This is a genomic window from Natronotalea proteinilytica, assembly GCF_055379935.1.
Genome location: NZ_AP043947.1, coordinates 2,489,641 through 2,511,000, shown reverse-complemented (window position 1 = coordinate 2,511,000; position 21,360 = coordinate 2,489,641). Strand labels below are relative to the sequence as shown.

Genomic DNA, 21,360 nt, shown 5'->3' with positions numbered 1-21,360 from the left:
TTGTTAAACTGCCGTATGCAGAGGCATTGGGTCCAGAAGAAACCTGCAAATCATTCCTAAACGTCCTTCAACTTGGAAAATATACCGTATATAGGGTACGATCCTACAAGCTACGCGATTAGAAGCGCATCCTCAAATCATAGGGCTATAAATTGTCATGTTAGCACTATACCGTAAGTGTAAAGACCAAGTATCACACGGTACGCAGTAGCGACACAACGTTTCGCGAAAAACAAGGTATAACCCGAAGATAGCTGTTGCAGGCCGTTGCAAAACGGGAAAATAGTGTTACACGGTCTTTTCAGCTTCAGGGGGAAACGGGTAAACACGTACCCGGCCCAGATTCCGAGGAATACGTCCGGCCTCGGCCATAACTACGGATATATTGTCTGTAGAGCCTGCATGATACGCCAGGGAAACCAACGACTCTGCTGCAGTTTGCAGGTCAGGGGTGCCTACCATGTATGAAGCAAAAAGCTGCTCTTGGTTTGTCATTTTGTCAACGATAAGCCCATCGGAGCAGAGCAAGAACCCATCACCTTCTGCTAGTTCAAAATAGGGCGATTCCGTTGGGAAAAAGTCAGGGACATCACTTCCTCCATCCAGCGTTTTGTTGATAATATGCCCGTACTGGCGCACGAATTTGGGGTCGAGGTCGTTGGTACCTGCCTGTTTGCGAAACTCTTCCAGGTACGAATGATCTACTGTAACCTGCTGCATTGCTCCATCGTGAAGGTAGTATACACGACTGTCTCCCATATTTCCAACAACAAAACAATCTTGGAAGCCTAGCACACAGGTCATCGTTGTGCCCATGCCATCAAGGGTCGGTTCCTGGTCTACCACATCGCGAATGGCTTCCTGGGCCTCCTCGTAGACCTCAGACATAATCTCCTTCAGGTCTTCAGGATGCGTTTGGTAATGGAAGCGTTCATCCAAGTACGCCTCGACGCGCTCTAAAACCGCTTGGCTCGCTATTTGGCCACCCGCCGTTCCTCCCATGCCATCGGCGACGGCCAAGAAAAAAGCATCGGGATGCGGGTAATACTGTAAAATGTCATCTTGATTAACCTCGCGGCGTCCAGGATACGTTGTGCCGTGGGCAGAAATTGGGAGCATTGCGTACGTAGGAAATCTTCAGCGACTACAAAAGAGATACAGGCTCATGAAATACCTATTGGCATCTTAACATGGAGTTGTGCAAGAGGTTCGCACGAGCCCCTTGCGACAAATGAAGCCTGCAGGGCGTATTCCCCCACATGAATAATGCCGAATATGCACAAATTGTAGAGCAAGCTTCCAGCATCACCTCTAAAAGTCCGTGTATACAGGCCGACATGTTTCTGCAAATGCAGTAAGACCGCATGGTCTTTACTGTCTATGCATGCAAAGGGTACGCAATAAGAAGCGAAGGGGCAAGTTGATTTTTAGTGGCGGGTCAATCTACGGCTGTGTCACACCTGAAAGCTATGGTTCGGAATTGTCATCGCGAGGAGGGCGCTTGCGACCAAAGTGGCGCTGTGAGTGTAGCGAACGAGTACCCCTGAGGGGAGGGCTTACACCGTTGACTGGGCAGTCGCATCTGGCCTGATAGGATGAGATTGCGCCCCAAGAGCACTTCCTCCCTGCGGTCGGGGCGCGTCGCTGCGCTCGCAATGACAAGGGTGTGGGTTTTCCTCGATACGTTTAGACCAACCAGGCGCAACCCTGACACGAGCGGAGCACTATTCCGGATCAGGTTCGAAACAGGCGAACGCAGAGGAATTGGTCTAACGCGACACTAAGTTCGTGCTCCGATACCTAACAGCAGACGAATTGGACGACCGCGTTCTCCATGTCCTGAACCGATGGCCACTCCAAAGCATACTTGTTTTGCATCACCGCGATTTTCTTCACTGGCCAACTTCTGCCTCGCGCATGGCTCATTCACCAAGCGACGACACCACTCTTTACCTAATCGATGCAATGGCGCTGGCATACCGCGCCCATTACATCTTTATCAAGCGCCCACTCATCAACTCGAAAGGAGAAAACACCTCAGCGGCCTACGGCTTCACCAACTCGCTGCTGAAGCTGATTGACGACCATGAGATGGAGCACATCGCCGTGGTGTTTGATGCGCCCACAGAAGACGGCACCTTTCGTGAAGATATCTACGAGGACTACAAGGCCCACCGCGATCCGCCGCCCGATGCTCTGATTGAAAACTTGCCGCGCATCAAGGCCATCGTTCAGGCGATGGACATTCCAGTGGCCGAGGTGAAAGGTGTAGAGGCTGATGATGTGATCGGTACGCTGGCGCGCGACGCGGAGAAAGACGGGGCCAACGTCGTCATTGTCTCGCCCGATAAAGACTTCAAGCAGTTGCTTTCCCCCGCCATTTCAATGTACAAACCGGCCCGAGGCGATCAGGACTTTGAGCATATCACGGCGCAGCGATTCCGGGAAGAGATGGATCTGGAACCCGCGCAGTTCATCGATATGCTGGCCCTGTGGGGCGACTCTTCTGATAACGTGCCGGGCGTACCGCTCATTGGCGAAAAAACGTCGCAGAAGTTGCTGCGCAAGTACCCAGATGTGGAAGCAGTCATTGCGCATGCCGACGAGGTCGGTGGCAAACGGGGCCAAAACCTGAAGGAGTTTGCCGATCAGGCCCGCATGAGCCGTAAGCTGGTCGAAATCAAAACGGATGTAGACTTCGGTCTCGACTGGCATCAGTTGCGGCAGAGTAATCCGGATATGGCTGAACTGAAGCGGCTCTTTGAAGCGTTTGAGTTCACCTCGCTCCTCGATCGCGTTACGGTCAACGGCGATCCGGTGATGGAGCCGCGCGATGATACCCCCGATGAAAACACCGAACTGGAGTTCGATTTCGGGCCCTACGAGGCCGTGGAATCGCTCGACCCAGAAGCGGTCAGCTATGGATTTGTACAGCACCGAGAGGAGCTCGAATCCTTTGCCGAGACCCTCGCTGAGCACGACCGCTATGCGTTTGACACCGAAACCACATCGACCGATGCGATGATGGCCTCGCTGGTGGGAATGTCGTTTTCCTGGACGCCTGGCGAAGCCACCTATGTGCCCACGCCGCTTCCAGACGGCACATCCACCCAGGAGGTAATCGATGTGCTGCGGCCTATGCTTGAGGCTCCACACACGCGCATCGGCCATAATCTGAAGTACGACCTGCTCGTGATGAAGCGCCACGGCGTGGAGATAACGGGGCCGGTGTTTGATACGATGATTGCTCACTACCTGCTGCAGCCCGAGCAGGGGCACAGCCTGAGCAATGTGGCGCGCGGTGTGCTCAACTACAAGATGGAAGACATCGAAGACCTTATCGGATCGGGGCGCGATCAGGTCACGATGCGTGATGTAGATGTGGCCGATGCCGCCCGGTATGCGTGCGAAGATGCCGATATCAGTCTGCAGTTGGCCGAGCCGCTGGAGGAGCGTCTGCGCGAGATAGAGCTCTGGCCGATCGCGCATCAGATTGAATTTCCGCTGGTGCGGGTGCTTGCCGAGATGGAGCATACGGGCATTCGGGTGGATACAGACGTGCTCGACGCTATTTCGGAACGCCTGGCCGATGAACTCGACGACATCGGAGGTCAGATTCACGAGTTGGCTGGCGAGACGTTCAACATCAACTCGACGCAGCAACTCGGGGAGATTCTGTTTGAGAAGCTGGATCTGCCGGTGATCTCCAAAACGTCAACGGGGCGGCCTTCCACCAAAGAGAGTGTGCTGCAGGAGCTTTCCACCGAGCACGACCTGCCGGGGCTTGTACTTGACTGGCGCAAAACGTACAAGCTCAAAAGTACATACCTGGACAGTCTGGGTGAACTTGTCCATCCAGAAACTGGACGTATCCATACTGACTTCAACCAGGCACGTACAGCCACTGGGCGCCTTTCGTCATCAAATCCGAACTTGCAGAACATCCCCATCCGCACGCCCATGGGCCGAGAGATTCGCAAGGCGTTTGTCCCGCGCGAAGGCTGGCAACTCATGGCGGCGGACTATGCCCAGATTGAACTTCGTATCCTTGCCTCTATGAGTGGCGACGAGGCCATGCAGGAGACCTTCCGCACCGGTGGCGACATCCACACCGATGCGGCGGCACGCGTGTATGGCATCGACGCCGATGAGGTGACCCGCGACCAACGGCGCAAAGCCAAGGAGGTAAATTACGGCATTCCATACGGGGTATCGCCGTGGGGATTGGCCCAGCGGCTGCGCACCTCCGTTGAAGAGGCGCAAGAACTCATCGATCAGTATCGGCAGTCGTACCCAGGGGTGGCCTCGCTGTTGAACGAACTGGTCGAGAAAGCGCGAGCGAACGGATATGCCGAAACGCTACGTGGACGTCGGCGCCCGCTTCCCGATTTGAGCGCAAGCAACGCCAACCGACGTGGAGCGGCCGAACGCATTGCCGTGAACATGCCGATTCAGGGCACCCAGGCCGACATGATTAAGATTGCCATGAACCAGGTGCAAGACCGGATTGAACAGGGAGGATTGGACAGTCAGATGCTCTTGCAGGTGCACGATGAGCTCGTGCTCGACATTGCACCCGGCGAAGAAGACACCATGCGATCTCTCGTAGAAACCGAAATGAAAGCCGCACTCCCACTAGAGGGCGTACCCGTCGTCGTTGACATTGCACTGGGTGCCAATTGGCTGGAAGCGCATTAAGAATCCTTGCTCACTTTCAATCCCAACAGTAGCATGCCTTTGAAGGAACACAGGTAGAAAAAAAGCCGTGCGTTGAACCACGTTTACACTATGATCATACGTTACTTTACTATCATTATGGGTTCATTTTTACACGCACATCGGAGGCTCGCTTCATTCCTTCTGCTTTCAGCATTGTGCTGGGCTGTTGTAGGATGCATTCCTACCAACCAGATGCTGCAACCCGCATCGTCGCAAGATGATGGCGTATCCACATGGAGCACATCAGACGCCCTCTTTCTGCAGTCTGATCAAGAAGACACCAAGGTGGCTGCCAGTCCACAAATCGCACAAAACGGATACCTGACGCTCTTTGTAACTGCGCTGAACAAGAGCGATGATCCGGTTTCGTTGAATCCTACGGATGCGCATTCGAAATACGTTGTTGATGGCGAAGAAACTGTAGTAGCAGCGCTGGACGAACGAGAGGCCAACCGGTCGATTTCGGGCGAAGTCGGTAGCTTAGGCGCCCATCTGCTCAATGACGCGTCTGGGCAGCTTTATGGAGACACTACCGTGCGTGGCCTTGATCAACCTTCAGGCGTGGCGGGCGGATATGGAGCGGGCGAACGGTCGCCCTCACCAGGGGAGCTTATGATTGAATCTTCCGTGCTTAACCCGGACATGGCTGTCGAGGGATTTCTGTATGTTGAGTATAGCGGAGACGCAGATCAGCTAGAAGTTGTCATTCCAGTTGGAACTGAAGACCACTCGTTTCTCTTCGATGTCGTCGAAGTTGAATAGCTCCTTCGAATATCTACCGCCACGCGCATGGCTTCTTCTGTGACCGCCCCCGCCGACGTTGAAGGGTTTACGTTCGTCCAAGAATCGGGGGGCATCCGCCAGTATACGCTGGAGGCTAACGGACTGCAGGTGCTGTTGTATCCCTTGCAGGGCGCTCCTGTCACCAGTGTCATGATTACGTATCATGTGGGCAGCCGCAACGAGCGTACCGGCCACACCGGGGCTACGCACATGCTTGAGCATCTCATGTTCAAGGGCACCGAACGCTTCAACAAAGAGCGAGGCACATCCATTTTTGATACACTCCAGCGGGTGGGGGCCGAGGTAAACGCCACCACCTGGCTCGACCGCACCAACTATTACGAAATGTTGCCGCGTGAGCACGTAGGCCTGGCCCTTGACATTGAGGCCGACCGGATGCGCAATGCTCGGCTCGATCCCGCCGACGTAGAGGCCGAGCGCACCGTCATCTTGAATGAGTATGACCGCGGCCAAAACGATCCGAACAGTCGTTTATTCGATGCAGTGTGGAGCACGGCCTATGTCGCACATCCGTACCACCATCCGACCATTGGATGGCGTAGCGACATCGAATCTATGCAGCCGGAAGACCTGCGCCACTTCTACGACACGTTCTACTGGCCGAACAACGCGACGCTCAGCCTCATCGGAGCGGTAGACGATACCGAGCAAACACTCCACGAAGTGGCCGAGCATTTCGGAACCATTCCCGCTGCTTCACACGACATCCCAGATGTAACCACGCGTGAGCCCGAGCAGCGGGGGCAACGGCGCGTGAACGTGCACCAAGACGGCCAATTGGGTGCACTGTTGTCTAGCTACAAGGTGCCTCATGGGCGCACCGAAGCTGCTGATGCGCTTGATGTGCTGGCCCGCATTCTGGCCGCTGGAAAGGGCAGTCGCCTCTACCAGCGTTGCACCGACCAAGAGCTCACCACCGATGTGTTTGCGTTTAACTTCCGGTTGCGCAATCCAAGCCTATTCTCGCTGTTTGCCTTTCTTACACCGTCTTCGACCCACGAAACGGTCGAAGCGGCAATGAACGAAGAGATCGTGCGCATTCAGGATGAGGGGGTTACCGAGGAAGAGATAGCACGGGCCCAGCGGCAACTGGTAGCCAAAGAAGCATACGGCCGCGACGGTCCGTACCGCATTGCTGCACAACTCAACGAAGCCATTGCGGTGGGCGATTGGACCCTCTATACCACCTACCTGGATCGCATTCGTGCGGTAACACCTGCGGCTGTTCAGGATGTGGCTCAAACATACCTGAAGCCTACCAAAAACACCGTAGGCTGGTACATCCCAGAAGCGTAACGGTGACGTGCGCTCTGTCATCCGCTAAACGGAGTGTCCCTGGTTGGGGCTCCGTGCAGTAAATGGCCTTTTTATTTTGACTGGCAATCTGTGTTTATGACCTCTTCCCCTTCGTTTGCCGACCGCGTGCACGATCGTCCGGTAGGACCGTGTCGTCTGCTTACCCTTCAGATGCCCGTTGAAGGATTTGTGTCATGGCGCGGCTCGTTTCGAACGCACCCAAACCTGAGCACACACGGTGATCTGATACAGCAGCTTACCGTCGGTATGCTTGACAAGGGCACAACCACACACGATCGGTTCGAGCTGGCTGCGCTCCTTGAAGATCGAGGCGCCCAGCTTTCTGTTTCTAGTGATGGGCTGTATGTGGATGTGTCGGGCCAGATGCTAACCGACGATGCCGCAACCGTTTTCGACGTGTGTGCGGATATGTTGCGCGCACCGTCCTTTCCGGATGAGGAGTTTCCCAAGGTGCAGGCGCAACAACTGGCGCAGGTGCAGCGCTCCATGCAGAAAACCGGAGCGCATGCCGGGCGACGGCTCATGCAGCGCCTGTTCTCGGTAGACCACCCGAATTACAGCCGTGACTTTGAAGACGAGATTGAAGCACTGCAGCAAATCGAGCAGGCCGATCTGCAAGCGTATCATGGTCAACACATCACACCCCACGCGTTCACGCTGGTTGTAGTGGGCGATCTGGATCATACAGCCATTGAAGAGACCGTGCGATCGGCATTTGGTAACTGGAGCGGCACAGCCCCCACGCCAACCCACGCCACCGAAGCGATGGCATGCACACCCGGTGATGTTGCCATCCCCATGGCCGACCGCGATAACATTGATGTGCGCTTTGGACACGCGCTGGCATTGCGCCGCGATGACCCCGATTATCTGCCGTTGTATGTGGGGAATTACATCTTAGGTGGCAACTTCTCAGCCCGGCTCATGGCTACCGTCCGCGACGAGATGGGACTTACCTATGGCATCCGCTCTGGGTTTTCTGGCATCAGCACCGAATACGATGGCGCCTGGCGCATTGCGGTTACACTGAGCCCGGATGCCCTCGATGCCGGGCTGGAAGCGACCCGTTCGGTGGTGCGCGACTTTGTGGAAGAAGGCGCTACTGCCGACGAACTCGACGCCAAAAAAACGACCATCACCGGGTCATACAATGTTGGGCTGGCGACTACGCGTCGCGTAGCCCAGTCGCTGCTTACAAATGCCGAACGAGGCTTTTCGGTCGCCTACCTCGATGAGTTTCCTGAGCGTATCCAGGCCATCACACTCGACGAGGTAAACAATGCCGTACGCACCTATTTCGACCCCGATGCACTCCATACGGCGATGGCCGGGAGCGTGCCCCAACCCGCGCAAGATAACATCATTTAACGGGGCACGTTGCAACCCAAAGATTCAGCTATGACAGGTAAGTGCCCTCAACAATAGTTTTGGGGATTGCCGGATGGATTCCCCTCCATCCTACCCTTCCTCTCCGAGGAGGAAGGAACCGTGGAAGGAGGTCCTCAAGTCCCCCTCAGAACGGATTGTGCTATGGGTTCAGAAGGCGCAGCGCTCCCCATCGTCCTGTCATCCCGGACCAGGCGCCCCTGGCGCCGCTGATCCGGAGCTGAGCGAAGCGACCAAAGTAATCCATTCCGCCGGTTGAAGGCTGCCTTTACGTCCAGCATGCACCCATCTATTGAGGCATGGATCCCAAATCGTCGCTCCGCTCCGTCTGGGATGACCGTGTAGGGGCATAACCATGCTTCTGCACGTTCAACGGCAGATACATGTATAGCACAACGCGTCCTCAGAGGAGTTACGGTTTATACACAACGCAACCGGAGTAGAGAGAGAAGCAGAGCAGGAGCTTCTCGGTTTATTAGAGATGCTGGAACGTACCTTCTCTGCGTGGCGATGCGGATAAGCCCTATAGACGTGTTTTTGATTGGATAGGCAGGGCACGTGATATGGTGAGAGCGAGGCAGATGTATCAAAAAAACGCAATTTGAACGCCTCTCATCCTGGCCTTCTCCTCCGGTATCTGTTTAGCGCAGTTCACTGACCGCCCGGGATATCCGCTTCGCTCCTGATCCCGGGCTATGGAACGGCACGATGTGAGCACACCTATAGCCGGGGACCGCTTGCGTCCCCGGCGATCTGTGGCATATCGCTAAACACGTACCTCCTCTAGAGAGAAGGAACTTGGAAGTGGTGCTGGATGGGCTTTTCGCACTTGTTTTCACTCCTGCAAAATATCCCATCCCCCCTCAAATCAAGTCTCCCTCTCCCCGCGCTAAACACGTACCTTACGGTTGTGTGTTCACCATGACAAATGATTTGTGGGTGCCATCGTGCAGGTGGTCTCCTCGTGTGAAGCCGAACAAACTTTCGCGAGGTGGGCAGGTCTACCCGCTGGGAACGCATCAAAGCCGTTCTTCGTTATTTCGCTCCTGTTTGTCCGAAATAGCTCTGCATCCGCTAACCCATCCGCGCTACATGTTGCTTTCGAAGAGTTGCGAATACGGGATGCGTGCCACCCTCTATCTGGCGTCGCTTAATGAAGAGGGGTACGTATCGATTGGTACCATCAGCGATGAGCTGAATATCTCGTTTCCCTATCTCACTAAAATCTTTCAGCAACTCAACAAGGCAGACCTGCTCATGTCGCACCGAGGTCCGAATGGCGGGGTTGCTCTCACACGAGCCCCGGAAGACATCACATTGCACGAAATCATTGTTGCGATTGATGGGGAAGAACTCTTTACCGACTGTGTGTTGGGATTGCCCGGCTGTGGCGATGCCGAACCGTGTCCTCTCCATGAAAGCTGGGCAAGTGAACGAGGACGATTAGAGAAGCTCTTTCAAAATACCTCGCTCAAAGATATGTCATCGCGCATTCACGACTTCAACGTCCGTCTAAAAGCTTCCATGTAAGTGAGCGTAATCGTGGGTTTGGGGTTTGATCGGAATGTTCATCCTACCCCTTCGACCGTTTGAACCATGCCTCAACGACCGCTGGCCGTTCGCAACGTTTCTCCCGAGGAACTTGACGAGTTGTACCGGCGCACTCGAATGTCCCGGCTGTGCACCCGCAAACGCCGGAAGGAAATTGCTGAACTGCTGGAGGCGCTTTTGGACGAGCATTCCCGCGAGACGGTGTATGTGGCCTGGGACAATGCCATCACCCACCAAAACGATGAGATTGAAGCCATTGTGCGAGACGCCGGAACAGATGCTTTCCATCATTGGAGCCAAACCCCAAGTTGGCACGTGATCTTATTTACTCTGTCAAACATCAAACATCGGGTAACGCATGTGCCCCCTAACGTATCGAACAAAACCCACAATCATGTCATTGTGAGCGGAGCGACGCGCACCGACCGCAGGGAGGAAGTGCTCGTTCGCTATGCTCACAGCGCCACGTCGGTCGCACGCTTTCGCCTCGCGATGACAATTTTGAACGATACCATTCAGGTGTGACAGAGTAGTAGCTTATGTGACAATCACGTACCATTGAATCGCTCCCCAGACCATTTTTGGTTTGCACCCTCGTCTATATGGATGTGTCGGCCCAGCAACGCTTCAAAATCTTTTCGGATCCTGTCCACGGGTTCATCTCTGTACCCAAAAACCTGATCATGGATCTGATTCAAACGCCCGAGGTGCAGCGGTTACGGCGTATCCGGCAACTGGGAGTAGGCCATTTGGTGTTTCCGGGGGCCGAGCACACGCGCTTCAACCATGCGCTGGGGGCTATGGCGCTCATGCAAGATGCGCTGACCAGCTTATCAGACAAGGGCACGCCTATCTCGCCCGAAGAGCGAACCGCCGCCCTGGCCGCTGCGCTGCTGCACGACATCGGACACGGTCCGTTTTCGCACACGCTGGAGCACACGCTCATCCGTGACTTCCACCACGAGGCCATGAGTCGCGTGCTGCTGGTCCACCTCAACGAACGCTTTGGTGGGGCCCTCGACCGTACCCTCGCCATCTTCGACAATACTTACGAGCGTCCATGGCTGCATCAACTCGTATCCAGCCAGTTGGATATGGACCGTCTTGACTATCTCCGCCGCGATGCCTTCTACACCGGCGTAGCAGAGGGCGAGGTGGGCGTGCAGCGCCTCATCAAAACCCTGCGGGTGCATCCACTTAAAGGCGGCAACGATGCCCGCATTACGGTGGAGAGCAAGGGCATCTACGCCGTCGAGAACTTCCTGATTTCCCGGCGCCTGATGTACTGGCAGGTATACTTGCACAAAACCGTGTTGGCAGGCGACCATGTGTTAAAAGCCGCTCTGCAGCGGGCCCGGCGTCACCTACGCACCAACTCTTCAGAGACCGCGACGCTGCGTACGGGAAGTCCCAACCTGTGCTTTTTTCTGGAGCACGACCTAACCGAAGCCGACCTCGATGCCGAGCCGGTACGCACCCGCTATTGTGCGCTCGACGACACCGATGTGCTCTTTAGTCTCAAGCAATGGATGCAGGTCAACGATCCCGTGCTGGCCGACCTGGCACGGCGATTTATCAATCGCGACTTCTTTCGGGTCCGCTTTCTGGATGAGGCGCCGACGGAATCAGAACACACCACCTGGCGGGATACAGTAGCAGACTGGCTCGTCGAAACCGAACGCTCTACCACAAGCACGGTGAATGACGATATCGACAGCTACTTAGCGGTTGGGCACTCGCGTCATTCGTCGTATGCCAGCAGCCACGATCCCATTGCCATCATCGGCCGTACAGGTGAGCTACGCGAGCTCTCCGAACGCTCTGACACCGCCTCTATTGCAGATGTGAAGGGAACGGTGGTCAAACCCTACGTCGCATATCCCAAAGAAGCCCCGCTTTCTATTGACCCCCAACGCAATACATAGCACAACATTTGCTTCTGCTGTAACACTGCACACGGGGTATTCGTGATGGAGGTGCACACGGGGCACATGCCCTCATCGGCTTTGATTCATCACCCAACCGGCCGTTTTGTGGACGCCTTTACTGAGAAAGTGCACCAGTACCAAGATCGCGTATATGGCTTTGCAAGCGCCTATCTGAAAGACGATACGGCAGCCAAAGACATTACGCAAGAGGTATTTATTCGCTACTGGGATCACTATGACGATGTAGAAAACGACCGCGCCATCGCCTGGCTGATGCGGGTAACGCGCAACGCGTGCATCGATTTGCTACGCAAGCGCCAAACGCGCCGCAAGTCGGTTACGGTAGATTCAGAGAACCTCGACCGGGCTCCCGCCGAACGGTCGAGTCCCCATGCCGATGCCGAGGCCGCTGATTTTGAGACGAACCTCGACGAGGCGCTCGACAACATTGACGAGCCCTACCGCAGCGTCGTTATGATGCGCGAGGTGCAAAACATGAAGTACAAAGAGATTAGCGAAGCGCTCGACATGCCCATGAACACCGTAAAGGTGTATATTCACCGCGGACGCAAAAAGCTACGCCACGAATTAGATGCTCTGCTTGATTATGAACCCACGTAACGCAATACCGCCCGACGACTGGATGGACGCGCGGGTCGAGGCCTATGTTGATGGCTCGCTGCCCCCTAAGGAGCATGCCCGCTTCGAGGCGGCCTGTGCCGATGCGCCCCGCTGGAAGCGTCAGGTCGAACAGGCCCGGCGCATCCAAACGACGCTACAGGCCACCGAAACGCCAGCGTGTCCCCCCGAGTGCACGACAGCCATTCTCGACCAAACGGTGCGTGCCGAGGCCTCGGCCCAGGCGAGCACCGAACAGTCTGAACCTGCTCGCGCACCGTCCTGGCTCGACCGGCTAGCTGAAGCCTTCGATGTGCTCATGCAGCCCGCGTACAGTACCGTCGCCGCTGCCCTCCTGGTCGCCGTCCTTGCATGGCTCGTGGCCATGCCTCTCACCGATGGGGAACCAAACGGTACAACGTCTACCGCCGAAGCACCCTACTCGGAAGAAGAAATAGCCCAGGCTCAGGCCGAGGCGGAGTGGGCCCTGTCGTATCTGTCTGACAAAAGCCAGTCGGCCACAGCTACTGCCGAGCGTGAAATGAATCGCGCTCTGGCGCCCCTGTTCGATGATCCGGAGGATCTGCCTGCCTCCACTCCTTAACCGTTGACTCTCATGCCTTTGCCTGCCCGCCTTGTCGCGATAAGCACGCTTCTTGTAGCCGTGCTGCTTGTGTGCCCGCTGCCCGCTGCTGCGCAGTCCTCTGTGGCCGATGACCCCGGCTACGTAGATCTCAACCAGTTTGAAGAGCTGCTGGGGGCTCCCCCCTCCATTGAGGTGAATATCCAGGGCGCCCTCCTCGATATGGTCAGTCGCCGTGCCGAACAAGATAACGCCGAAGCCGGCCAACTCATGCAGAACTTGCGCGCCATCCAGGTGCGCGGCTTCTCCATGCATGATGTAGATCCAGATACGCATGCCGACGAACTAAGCACCTTCGCATCGATGCTTACCGACAACGGCTGGGAGCGCGTGGTGCATGTGCGCGAAGAGAACGAACAGGTGTCGCTGTACATGCGCCACCACGACGACAGCGTGGCTGGCATCACCCTGCTGGTGCAAGACCCTGCCGATGCAAAAATGCTCTTTATCAATATTGTAGGCGAACTACAACCTGAAGACATCGACAAGGTGATGGGCGGCACCGGGATGGATCTAGACGACATCCCCGAACCTGATAATGCTCCTTAACACAAGCACAGCCCATTCGTCTTTGTCGGTGGCCCCAACCGAGCAGCGTAGCTTTTTGCAAAAACGACCGTTGGAGAAATCCGGCGGTCGTTTTTTGATGGCTGTTTTGTATGTTGCAGCTGTGCTTTCCCGTACAAATCTGCTCCTAACCTACGTACCTTCGTATGGATACAATTATTGAACCCTTTCGCATTAAGGCCGTCGAACCCATTCGGCTAACAACGCGCGAAGAACGCGAGACGCTGATCAAGGAGGCCCACTACAATCTGTTCAATTTGGATGCAGACGACGTAATCATTGATCTGCTTACCGACTCGGGCACCTCGGCCATGAGTGCCGCGCAGTGGGGCGGAGTCATGCAAGGCGACGAAAGCTATGCCGGCTCGTCGTCGTACTATCGTTTTGAAGAGGCTGTGCGTCATCTGATGCCGTTCGAGCACATCATTCCCACGCACCAGGGGCGGGCTGCAGAGCGCATTCTCATGGGGATCGTGGCCGACAAAGATACGCTTATCCCCAACAACACCCACTTCGACACCACCCGAGCCAATATCGAAGCCACCGGTGCCGACGCGGTTGATTTGGTAATCGAGGAAGGCACCGATCCGGCTAACCTGCACCCGTTCAAGGGCAATATGGATGTGGAAGCCCTTCAGGACCTGCTAGAGGAGCAGGCCCACCGGATCCCACTGGTGATGCTCACCATCACGAATAACTCGGGCGGTGGACAACCGGTATCGCTTGCCAACATCAAAGCCGTCAAGGAGCTGTGTGAGGTCTACGACACGCCGCTCTTTATGGATGCGTGCCGCTTTGCCGAAAACGCCTACTTCATCAAGCAGCGTGAGGAAGCGTATGCCGACTGGAGCGTCGAAGACATCGTTCGCGAGATATTCCGCCACGCCGATGGCATGACCATGAGTGCCAAGAAGGATGCGCTCGTGAACATCGGCGGCTGGATTGCACTCAACAATGATGCCTGGGCGGAGCAGGCCCGCAATCAACTGATTCTGACGGAAGGGTTCACCACGTATGGCGGACTTGCAGGGCGCGACCTGGAGGCCATGGCGCAGGGGCTTCGCGAAATCGTACGTGAGGACTACCTCGACTACCGCATGGCCTCTACACGCTATCTGGGAGAAGCCCTTACGGAGCTTGGAATCCCCGTCGTGCGCCCCATTGGTGGGCACGCCGTGTATATCGACGCCAAAGCGCTCTTGCCTCACATTCCGCCGCTTCAGTACCCCGGACAGGCACTGGCCGTGGCCCTCTACTTAACTGGCGGCATCCGTGGATGTGAGATCGGTTCCGTTATGTTCGGGCGCCAACCCGACGGCTCCGAACAACCTGCTTCGATGGAACTGGTGCGCCTGGCCATTCCGCGCCGTGTCTACACGCAGTCGCACATCGACTATGTGATCGAATGCTTCGAGGATATCGTAGACCGCGCCGATACATTGCCGGGCTATCGTATCACCCAAGAGCCCGAGCAACTGCGCCACTTCACCGCCCACTTTACACCGCAAGCAACATAGTGCAGGGCCACTCCCTTGCGAAATACAAAAAGCGCCGCCAAACTGGAGTTTAGCGGCGCTCAAGGGGGGTGTGCGCTCGGAGGGAGTCGAACCCCCGACCTCTGGAACCGGAATCCAACGCTCTATCCAACTGAGCTACGAGCGCGTGTCCACACTGCTTAACTTGTCACCCCACACGCTTTGTTCCGGATAGTCTTGATGAACGCCGCATGAGTAGATCAATTCGTGCGGGATCCCGCACCGCATACTATCCATTGCATGCATCCCTGCAGCGTTATGCTTGCAAGTTCACTTTTTACGTGTAGATATGCTCCGTTCCTATGGGAAAATATGAAAGCTGGGTACCCGTTTTTAGCTCCGGTACCGACTACGAAGCCGATATCGTGCGCGATCGCCTTGACGACAGCGGGGTACCCGCCGTTGTGCTCACGCAGCGCGACCATGCGTTCAATCTGAACGTCAGCGACCTGGCCGAAGTCAACGTCATGGTCCCGCCTGATCATGTAGACACGGCACGCGAAATCCTCGAAAGAACTCTTTCTGACGAGGAACTGGAAGAGGCTGCTATGGCTGCCGATCCTGATGCCCCCGACGCCCACGACCCGCGAGACGAGGGGCGTCTCGACTCAGCGTATGATCGCACTGACTTTAGCGTCCCCGACGACGAGGACGACGATCCTGACGCGTAAAGACCAAAGTTGAGGTAGTGGGTAGATGGTTGATGGATAGACGCTAAGTGATGAGGCGATTGTAAATTGCAGCCTCGGTCTCGGTCAAACCCCCTCTGTCTGCCGACATCTCCCCCTTGCCCAAGGGGGAGAAACCCGTAGGGAGAGGGGGTTTGGGCGGGCTGCGATGATGTAACCCACATGTCAATCACTTATCATTGAACCGCTACCGATAGATGCTAAATGATAGGATTTCGATAGGCCTTCCATCCTACCTGGCCCACCCGGGGACCGCTTGTGTCCACGGCTATTCGTGGGGGTAAAGGCGATCGGCACTGTACGATGACAATCTGTATAAACCGTTCTCTCGTGGCGATGCCCCGCGTCGCCACGCCTGATCGGACGCTCCAGCGGTCTCTCTCCCCCAACTCTGCTACTCCTCTTTCATAGGCTTAGCAGCGCGTATAAACCCTAGCTCGAAGGAGAGGAGCTTAAGGGGGCGCAGACGATCCAAACCATCAGGCGTGACACAACACCACGCACTCTCGCAAAACCAACATTAGTTCCTGCTTTGACTGAACTCCAACAGCGTGTTGTTACCGGGTTAATTGCGGCGCCGCTTTTTCTGGGGGCATTGTATCTTGGAGGCTATGCATTTGCTGCCGTGGTGGCGCTTATTGCACTGGGAGCACAGCATGAGTACTATGGCTTGGCCACCAGCGCTGGAGCCCCGCCGTTGTATCCGCTGGGCATGACCATTAGCATCAGTCTACTGATTATCCTGCTGCACCCGGCATGGTGGGGACTTCCGCTAGCAGTGGTGCTTGTGGGCTTAGTAGGAAGCCCGTTCGTATGTACGTCCGAAAACTATCTGCAGCGCGTAGCCACCACTCTGTTTGGGGTCGTATATCCAGCGGCAGGACTGCTTGCGCTTGTGCTATTACGTGATGCGTTGGTTAGCGCCTCCATCGCAGCATTTGCGCTCTCTGCATGGGTGGTCGTCGCTGTGTGGGCCACCGATATCGGTGCGTACTTTGCCGGTAAACAGTTTGGGCGTCGCAAACTTGCTCCAACGATCTCGCCCAACAAGACCTGGGCAGGGGCACTCGGGGGCATTGCTGGCGCCCTTCTCATTGGAGGCGCCTATGGGCTTGTAGACCATACATGGGATCTTGCTGCGATAGCATGGCCTCACATTATCGTGCTTTCCGCCGGCATTGCCGTCACCGGACAGTGCGGCGATCTTATTCAGAGCCTGCTCAAGCGTACCGCCAACCAAAAAGATGCCGGGGGACTCTTGCCCGGACATGGTGGGTTTTTTGACCGGTTTGATGCCATGGCCATCGCCGTTCCCGTAGCGGTGCTCTACCTCCATTGGATCGTGCTTTGAATTGCTTGCCGGATGGTTGTGCCCCCCACTCAAACGCCGCCATCTTGAACCCCTGACCGTGCCCCTCTGGACTCAAGTCAGGGTTTCAGGCTGCGAAGCACAACGCAAACGGGCTGCTCCTCACTCCACGGGGGCCATCCACAGGTGATTTTGGCGGTCGGTATCGGGAAGAACCTGTTCAGGGTCCAGTTGGACACGAATGGGTTCGGTTCCGTCTACGGTAAGCGTTACGGTCCGCGTTTTGCCATCAAGCCAGCGATCGGCCTCGGCGCGTTTGGTGTGCGTGGTGCCATCGGCAAACTCCACCTCTATAAAAACCGGCATGGACAAGTTGCCTTTATCGCGCACGGTGATGTGCGTCTGCCCGTCGTGCACCTCCACCGTGTCGATGGCATGATCCAGCGCCCACGTTTCGTAGAACGCACCGCGCCAGAACCAGTCCAGATCTTTGTCGCTCACGGTCTCGAAGGTATGAAAGAGATCGTAGGGCGATGGATGCTTGTACTTCCACTGCTCGGCATACGTGCGATAGGCTTCGTTGAACGTGTCATCGCCCAAGATGGCACGCAACGCATGCAGCATCACGCCTGGTTTGTTGTAGGAGGCGACGACTCGCGCGTTGCCATCAACCGGATACTCATCGCCATGTCGCATGGTGGGCACCTCCGCATCGGTTCCGGCCAATCCGTAGTAGTATTGCCGCCCCGGCGCCCACGCATTGATGTCGTAAAAATCGGCCATGCCTTCGTTCGTGTTGAAACTGGTCGTGCCTTCATCCATCCACGTGTAGCGTTTCTCGTTGCTGCTCACCAGCATCGGAAACCACATGTGACTGATTTCATGGTAGACGACCCGAAAAAGAGATTCAGGAGTGCGGTTGCCGCCAATTAGCGTGATCATCGGATACTCCATGCCGCCCCCGATCACCCCCTCCACCACGGTCATGTGCGGATACGGGTAGGGCAAGAGCATGTCGGAGAGGTGCTCGACCGAGAAGCCCGCATACTCGGCAGCACGGCTCCAGGTTGCGGTACCCGGTCGATACAGCGCGTGGATTTCCGTTTCGCCTTCACCGGTGGATGCAGTGGTGGCATCCCATACGTAGTCGGGGGAGGTGCCCCATGCAAAGTCGCGCGATCGCTCGGCCTCGAACTGCCAGGTGTGGGTGCCGGTATCGCTGGAAGCCGTGGCCTCGGCCCGTTCGTCGGCCTCCACTACAGATACGATGTCGCGGGCATCCAAGAGGGTGTCTAATCGAGCCCGCACATTTGGAGCCAGCACCTCATCGGCATTTTGCAGCGTGCCAGTGGCCGCTACGAGCCAGTCATCGGGCACGGTGAGCGATACGTTGTAATCGGCAAAGCCCATGTAGAACTCGCCATCGCCCTGATAGCGCTCTGCGACCCACCCTTCCAGGTCATCGTACACAGCCATTTGCGGATACCAATAGCCAAGGTAAAACACCGTCCGGTCGTCTTCGCGTCCCATGCGCGGCGCCTCACTGCCGCGGGGCACCTCAAACGACCAGCCGATGTCAATACGTGGCGCATCCGCCCATGCCGACAGCGGCTCAGCTAGGTCGATGTACAGACGCGTACCATCGATGGTGTACCGAGGGCGTGCTTCAACACCTTTCGTGAGGGTATCGCCATTGAGCACAACATGGCTGACGGCCATGCCGCCCGTTACCTGCACCTCGCGGTTGCGAATGGCCCCCTCCTCATGCAGATTCTGACGCAGGTGAAGCACCAGCTGGCTCAGTTCACTCGGTGCATTGTGCTCATACTGGATGGAGGCGGTCCCGGTAAGCGTTGCTGTTTCAGGGTCGAGCGTGGCGTCGATGTCGTAGGTTGCCGTGTTGGTCCAGTACCGTTCGCCGGGCTCACCTGTGAGGGTCCGCGTCTCCTTCTCCACCGCATCCATGAATGCTTGAGAGGGCGTAACCGGATACGGAATAGGGCGCGGGGTGGAGTCGTCGGGCGATTGAGCGTGAAGCGGAGCGATGAGAAGCACGCCGCTCAGCATGAATACGATCACGCAAGGGAGGCATCGGGTAGCACTGCGCATAAGATGAGGAAATCTGTTGCAAGGAATCGACATGATAAAATACGGCCCATGGTGGATTCTGGTGCCAACGGTTGGGCAAGAAATGACGAGGATGTGTTTCGTTGAAGTTAGAGTGCGCGCGACGGGCCCATCCCGGAGCACGTTGCACCATCTCTCGGGCGTTCAGCAGCTACAGCTGGACAGGAGGCGCGGAGTCTGACACGAGCGTAGCGACTGATGAGCGTAGCGAATAAAGATCTGGCCGCTCGATTCCTCAGAACCTGCTGCGCGTCGGGGAGATGGTTCCACCGAATGCCATTCGGCGGCTACATGGGCCTCCTCCGTCGGCCTTCGCTCACCATGACAGGTTTTTTTGGAAGGAGCAAAGCTTGACTACTTCCAACATCCAGATGTGCCCACAGCACTACGCCACACCCAGCACTTTGTGCGTCTGCGTGCTGACGCGCCATTCAGGGTGGTCGAGGGCCCAGGCAACCGCTTGCTCTTGGGCCTGCTCCAAGCGCGGGCCGTCTTCGGGCTGCACCCAAAGCAGCGGGGCATCATGACCTGCCAGCGTATGCGGACGCGCTCGCGTCGCAAACCGCTGATAGGCAGCTGGCGGATAATCAGGCACGACCACCTTCAGCTCGTCAAACCACTCCAGCACCAGATCGTCTTCGGGATGTTTCGGGCTACACACCACCCAGTCGGGGGGATGCGTCGTGTCGTCTTCCGCAGTAAAGTGATCGGCAATAGACTGCGTGCCGTTGGTCTCTACGGCCACAAAATAGCCGGCAGCGTGCAAAGCCTGAATGAGATTCGCATCCGCCTGTAAAAGAGGCTCGCCACCGGTAAGGACGCAAAAATCGATCGGGCCGCCTTCCGTGCGCATCGCCTGCACAAGCTCCGTGGCCGTGTAGGTAGCACTTCCTTCTTTGGTGAAATCGGTATCGCACCAGAGCGGACACTTAGCGCCTGAGCGGGCAGCGTCGCGCTCCCGATCGGCTTCGTATCCGCTCCATACGTTACAGCCTACAAAACGCACAAACACCGCCGGGCGACCCATCCAGTGGCCTTCGCCTTGCACGGTGCGAAATATGTGTTTGACACGGTACGCCATGAATACGTGACGGGTGAGAGTGGCAGAACAGCGGCTGGGTTACGCCGCATCCAATGGATCCCAGATGCGCTTCATCGGCAGAGCGAAGCCAGTGACGACAGAATCGGCCGCCACCTGACTGGGTGCATCCAGTGTCTCTGGCGGCTGATTGGCCGCATACATCGTGACCGTCTTTGTCTCGGGGTCAATGAGCCAGCTTAGACGGACGCCCGTCCGCATGTATTCATTCATCTTGGTTTTGAGCACATCCAACGGATCGGTCGGCGAGCGCAGTTCAATCACAAAGTCGGGGGCCAGTGGCACAAATCCCGCACGCTCTTCCTCGGTAAGAGCAAGGTACCGCTCGCGCTGCACCCAGGCTGCATCAGGCATACGATGCGCGTCATTTGGGAGGCGAAACATCGTGCTGGAATCGAAGGCAATGCCAGTGCCATCTTCCTCGGCCCACTGGTCCAGGTAGCGGGTGATGCGCGTGTTGCGAGCTCCAGAAAGGCCACCGGTTGGACTCATGATGACGAGGGATCCGTTGGGATTTTGTTCGATGCGGATATTTTCGTTTTCCTTACAGAGCGCAGCAAACTCAGCATCCGAAGGCGGATGCTCAAAGTGAATCTGCATGCGCTCGTATGGCAGCACCGGACGGATCGTACGCGATGTAGCACGTTCTGTGGGCTGATCAACGACATCGGGCATAACCGTTTCGCGGATTAGGTAAAGAGCCGGTTGGTGCACAGGTCTACAAAGGCAGACAGAACACGTACCACGGTGGCGTTATTCTGTTGCTTCGGTAACTTCTACGCCGTTCCAGAAAGCCACATGATCCTTAATGTGGGAGGCTTTCTCTTTCGGTTCCGGATAGTACCACGCGGCGTTCTCGTTGCGCTCGCCTCCAACCACCACATCGTAGTAGTGCGCCTTGCCCTTCCATGGACAGGTGGTTTGGTGCGTGCTTGCGGTCACATGATCGGTGTTGACCGAACCCGGCGGAAAGTAATGGTTGCCTTCCACCACGACGGTATCGTCGCTCTTGGCAATGACGGTGTTATTCCAGATAGCTTGCATGGTGAGGGAAGGTCTTGGTTAGGA

At 56.5% G+C, this 21,360-nt stretch carries 18 protein-coding genes and 1 tRNA gene; 13 read left to right on the top strand and 6 right to left on the bottom strand.

What is annotated here, in order from left to right:
• Positions 1-288: 288 nt before the first annotated feature.
• A complete protein-coding gene (locus tag ACZ5AL_RS10120; RefSeq protein WP_464510250.1) occupies positions 289-1,119 on the bottom strand; it encodes a PP2C family protein-serine/threonine phosphatase in 831 nt (276 codons plus the stop codon).
• Positions 1,120-1,917: 798 nt separating this feature from the next.
• Between ACZ5AL_RS10120 and polA the strand changes: the two genes are divergently transcribed.
• The 11 genes from polA (at position 1,918) to ACZ5AL_RS10065 (ending at position 15,050) form a co-directional block, all read left to right on the top strand.
• Positions 1,918-4,698: a DNA polymerase I gene (polA, locus tag ACZ5AL_RS10115; RefSeq protein ID WP_464510249.1), complete on the top strand. Its 2,781-nt coding sequence runs from the start codon at positions 1,918-1,920 to the stop codon at positions 4,696-4,698.
• Between the two features lie 213 nt (positions 4,699-4,911).
• A complete protein-coding gene (locus ACZ5AL_RS10110; RefSeq protein WP_464510248.1) occupies positions 4,912-5,481 on the top strand; it encodes a hypothetical protein in 570 nt (189 codons plus the stop codon).
• A 27-nt stretch (positions 5,482-5,508) separates the two neighbouring features.
• The gene (locus ACZ5AL_RS10105) at positions 5,509-6,819 is read left to right on the top strand and encodes a M16 family metallopeptidase (RefSeq protein ID WP_464510247.1); all 1,311 of its coding nucleotides are present in this window, start codon (positions 5,509-5,511) and stop codon (positions 6,817-6,819) included.
• A 96-nt stretch (positions 6,820-6,915) separates the two neighbouring features.
• Positions 6,916-8,208, top strand: a complete 1,293-nt coding sequence (locus ACZ5AL_RS10100) for a M16 family metallopeptidase (protein ID WP_464510246.1) — start codon at positions 6,916-6,918, stop codon at positions 8,206-8,208.
• Between the two features lie 1,110 nt (positions 8,209-9,318).
• Positions 9,319-9,756 (top strand): RrF2 family transcriptional regulator, encoded by a 438-nt coding sequence (locus ACZ5AL_RS10095; protein ID WP_464510245.1) that lies wholly within the window; start codon positions 9,319-9,321, stop codon positions 9,754-9,756.
• Positions 9,757-9,822: 66 nt separating this feature from the next.
• The gene (locus ACZ5AL_RS10090; RefSeq protein WP_464510244.1) at positions 9,823-10,302 is read left to right on the top strand and encodes a hypothetical protein; all 480 of its coding nucleotides are present in this window, start codon (positions 9,823-9,825) and stop codon (positions 10,300-10,302) included.
• 77 nt (positions 10,303-10,379) lie between these two features.
• Positions 10,380-11,702, top strand: coding sequence for an HD domain-containing protein (locus ACZ5AL_RS10085; protein ID WP_464510243.1), 1,323 nt, complete (start codon positions 10,380-10,382; stop codon positions 11,700-11,702).
• A gap of 66 nt (positions 11,703-11,768) precedes the next feature.
• Entirely contained in the window at positions 11,769-12,326 is a 558-nt protein-coding gene (locus ACZ5AL_RS10080) for an RNA polymerase sigma factor (RefSeq protein WP_464510242.1), read from the top strand.
• Complete coding sequence (locus ACZ5AL_RS10075; RefSeq protein ID WP_464510241.1) at positions 12,313-12,927, top strand: hypothetical protein; 615 nt, start codon at positions 12,313-12,315, stop codon at positions 12,925-12,927. The genes ACZ5AL_RS10080 and ACZ5AL_RS10075 overlap by 14 nt, the downstream gene beginning before the upstream one ends.
• A 12-nt stretch (positions 12,928-12,939) precedes the next feature.
• Positions 12,940-13,515, top strand: a complete 576-nt coding sequence (locus ACZ5AL_RS10070; protein WP_464510240.1) for a DUF4252 domain-containing protein — start codon at positions 12,940-12,942, stop codon at positions 13,513-13,515.
• A gap of 164 nt (positions 13,516-13,679) precedes the next feature.
• Positions 13,680-15,050, top strand: a complete 1,371-nt coding sequence (locus tag ACZ5AL_RS10065; protein ID WP_464510239.1) for a tryptophanase — start codon at positions 13,680-13,682, stop codon at positions 15,048-15,050.
• Positions 15,051-15,121: 71 nt separating this feature from the next.
• Here the strand turns inward: ACZ5AL_RS10065 and ACZ5AL_RS10060 are convergent.
• A tRNA-Arg gene (locus tag ACZ5AL_RS10060) sits at positions 15,122-15,195 on the bottom strand.
• A gap of 175 nt (positions 15,196-15,370) precedes the next feature.
• On the opposite strand from ACZ5AL_RS10060, the gene ACZ5AL_RS10055 reads away from it, so the two are divergent.
• Both ACZ5AL_RS10055 and ACZ5AL_RS10050 read left to right on the top strand, forming a co-directional pair.
• Positions 15,371-15,739: a putative signal transducing protein gene (locus ACZ5AL_RS10055; protein ID WP_464510238.1), complete on the top strand. Its 369-nt coding sequence runs from the start codon at positions 15,371-15,373 to the stop codon at positions 15,737-15,739.
• A 550-nt stretch (positions 15,740-16,289) separates the two neighbouring features.
• Entirely contained in the window at positions 16,290-17,108 is an 819-nt protein-coding gene (locus ACZ5AL_RS10050; RefSeq protein ID WP_464510237.1) for a phosphatidate cytidylyltransferase, read from the top strand.
• A gap of 120 nt (positions 17,109-17,228) precedes the next feature.
• On the opposite strand, the gene ACZ5AL_RS10045 is transcribed toward ACZ5AL_RS10050, so the two are convergent.
• The 4 genes from ACZ5AL_RS10045 to ACZ5AL_RS10030 all read right to left on the bottom strand — a co-directional run bounded on the left by ACZ5AL_RS10045 (position 17,229) and on the right by ACZ5AL_RS10030 (position 21,336).
• On the bottom strand, positions 17,229-19,175 hold the full coding sequence (locus tag ACZ5AL_RS10045) for a M1 family aminopeptidase (protein ID WP_464510236.1): 1,947 nt from the start codon (positions 19,173-19,175) through the stop codon (positions 17,229-17,231).
• A gap of 403 nt (positions 19,176-19,578) precedes the next feature.
• The gene (locus ACZ5AL_RS10040; RefSeq protein ID WP_464510235.1) at positions 19,579-20,274 is read right to left on the bottom strand and encodes a 7-carboxy-7-deazaguanine synthase QueE; all 696 of its coding nucleotides are present in this window, start codon (positions 20,272-20,274) and stop codon (positions 19,579-19,581) included.
• A 39-nt stretch (positions 20,275-20,313) separates the two neighbouring features.
• Positions 20,314-20,967 carry a Uma2 family endonuclease gene (locus ACZ5AL_RS10035; protein WP_464510234.1) on the bottom strand — a complete coding sequence of 218 codons (654 nt, stop codon included), beginning with the start codon at positions 20,965-20,967 and terminating at the stop codon, positions 20,314-20,316.
• 78 nt (positions 20,968-21,045) lie between these two features.
• Positions 21,046-21,336, bottom strand: a complete 291-nt coding sequence (locus ACZ5AL_RS10030; RefSeq protein ID WP_464510233.1) for a DUF427 domain-containing protein — start codon at positions 21,334-21,336, stop codon at positions 21,046-21,048.
• Between the last annotated feature and the right edge of the window lie 24 nt (positions 21,337-21,360).